We start from the raw sequence: 7875 nt of genomic DNA on the forward strand, positions 1-7875 counted from the left end.
CGCTCTACGGCACCTGAACGGTTTGCGGACGCGCTGAACAATATTCCTGGATGGTCTCGAACAACTCGCTGACGTCGAACGACTTCCTGAAGATCTTGACCGCCCCCGGATGACCCATCACCTCGCGCTGCAGCAGTTTGGCGGTCGGCTCGTCGATCGGCCTGCCGGTCAACACCACGACCGGGACCTGGGCGGTCGCCGGATAGCTGCGCAGCCGCGCGATCAGGAACTGCGCATCGCCTTCCGGCATCGCGTAATCGGCCACGACGATGCTCGGCTGCTGACCGGCCGCGAGCCGAAGCGCGCGGGCTGCATTGGACGCATACAGCGTCTCGATGCCGAGCTTCTTCAGCCGGCAGGCGAGGAACTCGCCGATCTGCTCGTCGTCGTCGACGATCAGTACCCGCGGAGAGCTCGGCACCAGATCGCGCTCTGCTGCCGCAGGCTGCGTCTGCTCCGCGATCGTCTCCGCCATCTGCGGAAAGATCTCGGTCAGCGCCCTGCCGACGCTGCGCCAGAACTCCGCCTGTTTGGAAGCGTAGAACATTCCCATCGCTTCGCAGCGCTCGATCGTCTCCTGGTCCTGGCAGCCGGTGACGACGATGACGTCCATCGGCGGCCCGCCGGGTTCGAGCAGATGAAACGACGCCGTCAAGCCATCGAGCTGCGGCATGTTGACGTCGACGATCATCACGTCGGGCGATGTCCGACGCGCCTTCAGCAACATCTGCATGCCATTCGTCGCCGTATCGACCTCGAAGCCCATCCGCCGGCAACGCGCCGACAGGGCTCCTAGAACCGCTGGATCGTCATCCGCTATCAGTATCTTGCGAGCCGCCATGGCGCTCTCCACTCAGGCTGTTGGTCAGTTCGATTGAGCGCCATTTTCCAGATCGAGCAGGTCGAGTAGTTCGTCCAATCCGGCAAGGGCCGCTGCGCTCGACAGCGGGTAAGGGTCCGTAATCTCCAGCTCGCGCTCCAGGCTCGAGGCGGCATCGCTGATGGCCGTGAAGCCATAGATGCCGGCGATTCCCGCAAGCTTGTGAACGACGCGGTGCAGTTCGGTCGATTCACCGCCGAACATCAGCTCGTCTCGCAGCTTCTTCAGCACCGCGGCATCGTCCTCGAGGCGCTTGGCGATGTCGACCGAAGGCGGCATAGGCGCAGCGTCGAGCTCCGCCGCAGCTTGGTCCAGATAGGAGTGAACGAGACCGGCGAGCTTGCGCAGATCGAACGGCTTTGGAATGACGCCCGACACCCCGCACGTCATGTAGACGGCCGCGCGTTCCTGCCGCCCGCAAGCCGTGGTGAAAACCACCGGAATGCTCATCGTGGCAAGATCGGACCGCAGCCTTTCCAGAACGTCCACTCCGCTCAGACCCGGCATCGACACGTCGCTCAGGATCAGATCGGGAATCCAGGCGGCGGCGGCGCGCACCCCCTCCTCTCCCGTCAGGTAGCCTCGCGTCTCCAATGTCGGATCGGCCGACAGCACGGACGCGACGATCTTCAGCATCATCGGATCGTCATCGATATGCAGAATTCGACTTCTCACAACCCACCTCCCGGTTTTTGTGGCCGGCGGCCTCGAGGTCGCGAGCGGCGACTGCGGGCAAACCAGCATCGACACTTCACATCACCGGACTGTGGTATGAGGTTCCTAAGATCAGGTTTAATTGAACTACGCAGATGAATCGTATTACCGCGTGATTAGTACGCAAACGATACATTGCTATGCAACGCACGATGCATGATCTCGGATTTGTACGGAGTTTGCGCTTACGTAGTCCACGCTACATGGACTAACAACCGGCCCTGCGTTTGTGTGCGACGCAAACCGGCGCCTGCCGAATTCGACCTCTCCATCACGTGCCCCTGACTTTGAATTTCGTCGCCACGGCATCGCGTCGACGGATTCTAGATATCGCCTGCGATCCCCGCGGGCGAATCGCACGCACGCCCGATATCGTGATCATTGTTGACCGTCCGATGCGAATGGCCGAAACTTCCGCAGCACCCTTGCCAGCCGCGAAGTTCTCGATGAGCCGCCAGTTCAAAACCGTGTCGATCCGGCAATTGCGGGCGCTGGCGGCGTTGGCGGAGACCGGCAGCATCACGGCCGCCGCGGGCAAGCTGAACCTGACCCAACCCGCGGTGACGCTGCAGTTGCGCAATCTGCAGGCGCTGGCCGATCTTGTCCTGGTGCAGCGCACTAGCGACGGGATGCGGCTGACCGAAGCCGGCCAAGAGGTGCTGGCGCTCAGCGAACGCATCGAGGCAGCGATCGAGGCCTGCGAGACGTCGCTCGAAATGATCGCCGGCAAGACCGCCGGCCGTATTTCGATCGGGGCGGTGTCGACGGCGAAATATTTCGTGCCGTTCGCGATCTCGGGCTTTCTCAAGCGCAACCCGAAGATCGACGTCAAGTTGCAGATCGGCAATCGCCGCGACATCGGCGACGCGCTGCGCAATTATCAGCTCGACATCGCCATCATGGGCCGGCCGCCGGTCGACATCGAAGTCGACAATCACCTGATCGGCGACAACCCGCATGTGGTGATCGCACCGACGGCGCATCGGTTGGCACAGAAGCACCGCATCGCGCCGCGCGAACTCGCCGGCGAAACCTTCCTGACGCGAGAGCCGGGATCCGGCACCCGCAGCCTGATGGAGCAGTTCTTCGACGGCGCCGGCATAAGGCCGCCGATCGGCATGGAGATGGCCAGCAACGAGACGCTGAAACAGTCGGTCATCGCCGGGCTCGGCATCGCCTTCATCTCGGCCCACACCGTGGCGACCGAGCTCGACGAGCGCAGGCTGGTGATCCTCGATGTCGAGGGCCTGCCGGTGGTGCGGCAATGGTTCGTGGTACGCCGCCAGGACAAGGTGCTACTGCCGCCCGCCCAGGCGATGCTGGACTATCTCAAGGCCGAGGGCGCCCAATTCCTGCCGCGCACCGAACGCCGCATGCGGCTGACGCGGGCCTCTGCACCGCCCCCTGCTGCGCGGGGCAAGCGCGGCTGACGGGGCTCGCCTGGCGCACCGACTCATGGTCGGCGGATCATGTCGACCTGCGTCGCCTGATAAGTTGGTCCGCCTCGTCATTGCGAAGAGCACCCGGGTCGGCGCTTCGCGCGCCCGAGTACAGGCTCCGCGACGAGGCAATCCGGCTCCGTGCACTGAGCTGGATTGCTTCGCCTTCGGCTCGCAATGACGGGGAAAGGCTGCGATCAAGTGATGTCTGAAACGCAAAACGCGCGCCTTGCGGCGCGCGCTGCTTCCTGTTCGGCGGACAGCCGCCTCGGCGGCTACCCTGTCACGCCGCTTTGGCGAGGCCCACGCGCGACCAGATTTCGCTGAGCGCCTGGACCAGGTGCTCGATGTCGGCGTCGCTGTGATGCGGCGATGGGGTGATGCGGAGCCGCTCGGTGCCGCGCGGCACGGTCGGGTAGTTGATCGGCTGCACATAGATGCCGTAGCGCTCGATCAGCTCATCGCTGATCTGCTTGCACAGCGCGGCGTCCCCGACCATCACCGGCACGATGTGGCTCGGGTTCGGCATGTGGGCGACACCGACTTGGTCGAGCCGCGTACGCAGCCGGGCGACACGGTCCTGATGGCGATCGCGCTCGGCCGAGCTGGAGCGGATATGACGCACGCTGGCGAGTGCACCGGCGGCGACCGAGGGCGGCAGCGAGGTCGAGAAGATGAAGCCCGAGGCAAAGCTGCGGACGAAATCGCAGACCGCCGCCGAGCCGGCGATGTAACCGCCGACGACGCCGAATGCTTTGGCGAGCGTACCCTCGATGATGGTGAGGCGATGGCTCAGTCCCTCGCGATCAGCGATGCCGCCGCCGTTCGGGCCGTACAGGCCGACGCCGTGGACCTCGTCCAGGTAGGTCATGGCATTGGCGGCGTCGGCGACGTCGCAGATCTCAGCGATCGGCGCGATGTCGCCGTCCATCGAGTACACCGACTCGAACGCCACCAGCTTGGGCTGGTGCGGATCGAGATCAGCCAGCTTGCGCTCGAGGTCGCGCGGGTCGTTGTGGGCGAAGATCCGCGTCTCGCTACGCGAGTGGCGGATGCCTTCGATCATCGAAGCATGGTTGAGCGCGTCCGACAGGATGACGCAGCCCGGCATCCGCGACGCCAGCGTCGACAGCGACGCCCAGTTGGAGACGTAGCCCGAGGTAAACAGTAGCGCGGCTTCCTTGCCGTGCAGCGCGGCGAGCTCCTGCTCGAGCAGCACGTGATAGTGGTTAGTGCCGGCGATGTTGCGGGTGCCGCCGGCGCCGGCGCCGCAGCTGTCCAGCGCCTCGTGCATCGCTTTCAGCACATCGGGGTGCTGGCCCATGCCGAGATAATCGTTAGAGCACCACACCGTGACTTCACTGGTGCCGCCCTCGCGATGGTAGGTCGCGCGCGGGAACGCGCCGGCGTGGCGCTCGAGGTCGGCGAACACCCGATAGCGGCCTTCGCGGTGCAGGCCTTCGAGCTGGCGGCGGAAATACGCTTCGTAGTTCATGACGTCCTCCCGGTGACCGATGCGGCCGGTTCTGCGACGCGGGCCGTTGCCGTCAGGCTGCTTCGTGGATGCTGCTCCAGGAACGTCTGGCGGAATTGGTCTTCGAGCCGCTGCCGGGCACAGACGCTGCGGGCCTTCGGCTGCGCTTCCTCATGACGCGCGGCCGGCACCACAGTGAGCTGCGGCGGGGCCGCCCGTACCTCGGTGGAAGCGGCTTCGGTGAGCTGCGCCGTCGCACCATGGGCGGACGCAGCAGCGATGGTGGATGGATTCTGTTCCATGGCGATGTTCTCCGGCGCGAGACCTGGACGGATGCCCCAACTCCACAAGGTGATGGCGGGCAACGGAAGCAGCATGAACCAATGCTCGACGACGCCGAGCGCAAACAAGGTCGAGACCAGCGTCAGCCCGACGACCTCGAACGGCGTATCCGCGACTTCGACGATGCGCTGAATCATCACCACCAGCACGGCGGTGGCGAGCGTGACCGAAATCGGGAAGAAGGCGCTGACCGGCCCGCGGCGGAAGTAGGTCTTCAGGAACTGCACCGCGTCCGGCATCAGCTCGTCATTGGTGACCGGAACGCCGAGGAACAGATTGACCTTGGCGCTCTGGCGCAGCACCCACAGCGCCACATAGGTCCACATCCCGACCTGATTTTCCGCGCCCTGGGTGACCAGGTAGACAACGCCGCCGCAAACCAGCAGGCAGATCTCATGATAGATGATCGCCTGCAGCGCGTAGCCGAGCCGTGTCGCACCTTTGGCGTCGGACGGGCAAGGCTGGGCCCGCGGGCCAGTAAGCCAGCCCGATAGAAACACGATCTCCTGTGCGCCCCACAGAAAGATGATGCAGCTGAAGGCCATGTAGGCCGCGCCGACACCTGTGTCGTGCGCTGTGACCGACAGGCCACACAGCGCAATGGTCAACATTCCCCCGGCGCACACCGCCCGGAGCGTCTCCGAGCGGCCGACGCTGCCGACGAGCAGCAGCACCGCGCCGGTGGAGAACCACCAGACGAAGGCTGCGAAGATCGGCGGGCCGAGGTAGGTGGCCATCAGTTTGCTCCGTTCACCACGCCGGCCGCAGGCCGATGACACGCGGCAGTTCGTTGCGCTTGGCCGGCAGAAGGAACAGCCGCCCGAACGCCACGGCAGCCGACAGCGCCAGGAACGGCCGCTTCAATTTGCCGACAAACCCCTGTTGCTGGCTCGCCGCGATCTTGTCGGCGACGATGCGCAGCCGCTCGAGGCCTTCGAGGAAGCGCGGGTCGTCGAGATTGATCATCACCGGGAAGACCTGCCTGGAGATCTCGGTGGTGACGCGGAACACCTGCATGTCGTAGTCGGTGGCCGCCATCCCGAGCGCTTCGTAAAACGCCGGCCGCATGTGATCGCGCACATACATCGTGGCGAACACCGCGAGCAGGAAGAACCGGATCCACAGCTTGTTGATACCACTCAGGAGCGACGGATCGGCGCGCATCAACAGCGCGAACGCCTCGCCGTGGCGGAACTCGTCGTTGCACCAGCGCTCGAACCACTTGAAAATGGGATGGAAGCGACGATCGGGATGGCGCTCCATCTGACGATAGATCGTGATGTAACGGGCGTAGCCGATCTTCTCCGACAAATAGGTCGCGTAGAAGATGAATTTCGGCCGGAAGTAGGTGTACTTCTTGACCTTGGTCAGGAACGACAGATCAACGCCGATGTCATGATCCTTCAGGATCTCGTTGATGAAGCCGGCGTGGCGCGCCTCGTCGCGGCTGAGCAGACCGAACAGCTCGCGGATCTCCGGATTCTTGATCCGCTTCTTGATTTCCGCATACAGCACGCAGCCGGAAAATTCGGCCGTCAGCGACGACACCAGGAAGTCCTTGAATTCGGCGCGCAGCTCCGGCGGCAGCTTGTCGAGGTCTGCGTTGATGAACTCGTCGGTCTTCTTGAAGTGCGACTTGTTATAGTCGGCACGCAACTCGTTCATCATCGCGGTCCATTCGGCCCGCACCAGGCTGACGTCGAGCTTGTCCATCGCCGCATAGTCGGTCGTGTAGAACCGCGGCGTCAGGATGGTATCCTGCTTGGCGATATTGAGACTGTCGGCACTGCCCTTGTGCGCCGGCTTGGCGCTGGTGCGTAGCGCGCCCTGGGCGCCGCCCTCCATCGGAATCATTGAACCCTCCCGTTCGAAAAGCTGACTTCGTATAGTTCGGTCAGTTCACGGTAACCTTCCAGCCGCGCCAGAATTCGATCGAACAGACCGGCACGGACCACGGTCGCGGTGCGGCGAACGATGATGCGTTCGCCGAAGCCGATCTCGGTCGGGGCGTCGTGCACCAGCACTTCGTCGCCGGGTCCGATCTCGACGTCGTCGTCGAGGACGACGTGCGCGTGAAGGGTCTCCGACGTCTGCTCGATCTCGACCGTGCAGGGAACGTCGAATCTTGTGCGTTTCCAGAGGCGGCTCATCATTGCGAGCCGTCCTTATCGTTAGTCTTGGTCGTCGCCGCGTTAGCCTCGTTGGTGGCCTCGGCCGGCATCAGTTGCGCGAACGCGCGGCGGTTGTCGGCGCCAAACGCGGAAAGGTCGACCACCTTCTTGGTGGCCAAATCCGTCATCGTGTATTGGCCGTTGACGTAGCGGGCCAGCCGAAACGGCACGGCCTGGCCGATGCCGGCGAGTTGGCGTTCGCGTGCCATGCCGCGCATCACGACGCGGACGAACCCGGACTCGCCCGGGTGCACCGTGCGGATCAGCTTGTGGTCGCCGGCGGTGTAGATCAGCACCGCACCGTCCGGGCTATCCTCGAAGGTGAGATCGAGGCTCTCCACCATTGCGGGCGGAGTCATGTGGGAGTAACCGATCCCGGTCAGCCGGGTGGTCGTCGCCGCCGCGATCGTGAACAACACGACCGCAGCAGCCGCAATCAACGCGCCTTTCGGAACGTTGAGATTATGGGCGGCCTCGCTCATTTTCGTCTCCGGTTCAGGCTATCGCCGTGGCGGTGGTGTCCGACAACGGGCCAGGCTTGGGTCCGCTGTTAGCCGTCTGAACGAGAGTGATCGCCGATTGGTCGATCTGTGCCTTGACGGCCTCGGCGAGCTTGGTTGCGACCATCGCGACGTCGGGGACCGAATTCAGCATCGGCTCCGGCGAGCGCCAGTACCAAGGCCGGATGTGCGGCCACATCATCACATACGACACACGCTTGTCGTCGATGATGCGCAGCGGAATATCGCCGCTGCCGTCGCTGTTGCTGCGCAGATCGGCGTTGGCGATCTTGCTCAGCGGGATGTTCATGGTGAGCGGCAACGCTACGCCCGTCTGGATCAGCACGCGCTGGAG

8 protein-coding genes and 1 pseudogene are annotated in these 7875 nt (G+C 64.1%); 1 reads left to right on the forward strand and 8 read right to left on the reverse strand.

The genetic code is table 11. The features are described from left to right. Positions 1–4: 4 nt before the first annotated feature. Together I5M_RS11715 and I5M_RS11720 are read right to left on the reverse strand one after the other, a co-directional pair. Positions 5–841 (reverse strand): response regulator, encoded by an 837-nt coding sequence (locus tag I5M_RS11715; RefSeq protein ID WP_022721580.1) that lies wholly within the window; start codon positions 839–841, stop codon positions 5–7. Between the two features lie 24 nt (positions 842–865). Next, entirely contained in the window at positions 866–1624 is a 759-nt protein-coding gene (locus I5M_RS11720; RefSeq protein ID WP_283804866.1) for a response regulator, read from the reverse strand. Between the two features lie 416 nt (positions 1625–2040). Here I5M_RS11720 and I5M_RS11725 point away from each other — a divergent pair, with 416 nt between their 5' ends. Beyond that, on the forward strand, positions 2041–3024 hold the full coding sequence (locus I5M_RS11725) for a LysR family transcriptional regulator (protein ID WP_031336110.1): 984 nt from the start codon (positions 2041–2043) through the stop codon (positions 3022–3024). 292 nt (positions 3025–3316) lie between these two features. On the opposite strand, the gene hemA is transcribed toward I5M_RS11725, so the two are convergent. The 6 genes and pseudogenes from hemA to I5M_RS11755 form a co-directional block, all read right to left on the reverse strand. Then, positions 3317–4528, reverse strand: a complete 1212-nt coding sequence (gene hemA / locus I5M_RS11730) for a 5-aminolevulinate synthase (protein WP_022721583.1) — start codon at positions 4526–4528, stop codon at positions 3317–3319. Continuing rightward, positions 4525–5586: a putative photosynthetic complex assembly protein PuhE gene (gene puhE / locus I5M_RS11735; RefSeq protein ID WP_022721584.1), complete on the reverse strand. Its 1062-nt coding sequence runs from the start codon at positions 5584–5586 to the stop codon at positions 4525–4527. Before puhE ends, hemA begins: the two co-directional genes overlap by 4 nt. A gap of 13 nt (positions 5587–5599) precedes the next feature. Next, positions 5600–6703: a magnesium-protoporphyrin IX monomethyl ester (oxidative) cyclase gene (gene acsF / locus I5M_RS11740; protein ID WP_022721585.1), complete on the reverse strand. Its 1104-nt coding sequence runs from the start codon at positions 6701–6703 to the stop codon at positions 5600–5602. After that, positions 6700–6999 (reverse strand): hypothetical protein, encoded by a 300-nt coding sequence (locus tag I5M_RS11745; protein ID WP_022721586.1) that lies wholly within the window; start codon positions 6997–6999, stop codon positions 6700–6702. Before I5M_RS11745 ends, acsF begins: the two co-directional genes overlap by 4 nt. Further along, complete coding sequence (gene puhC / locus I5M_RS11750) at positions 6999–7502, reverse strand: photosynthetic complex assembly protein PuhC (protein ID WP_022721587.1); 504 nt, start codon at positions 7500–7502, stop codon at positions 6999–7001. Before puhC ends, I5M_RS11745 begins: the two co-directional genes overlap by 1 nt. Before the next feature lie 13 nt (positions 7503–7515). Then, positions 7516–7875, reverse strand: a pseudogene (locus I5M_RS11755) (PH domain-containing protein); the annotation flags it as partial.

Source organism: Rhodopseudomonas sp. B29 (genome assembly GCF_000333455.1).
Lineage (GTDB): Bacteria > Pseudomonadota > Alphaproteobacteria > Rhizobiales > Xanthobacteraceae > Rhodopseudomonas.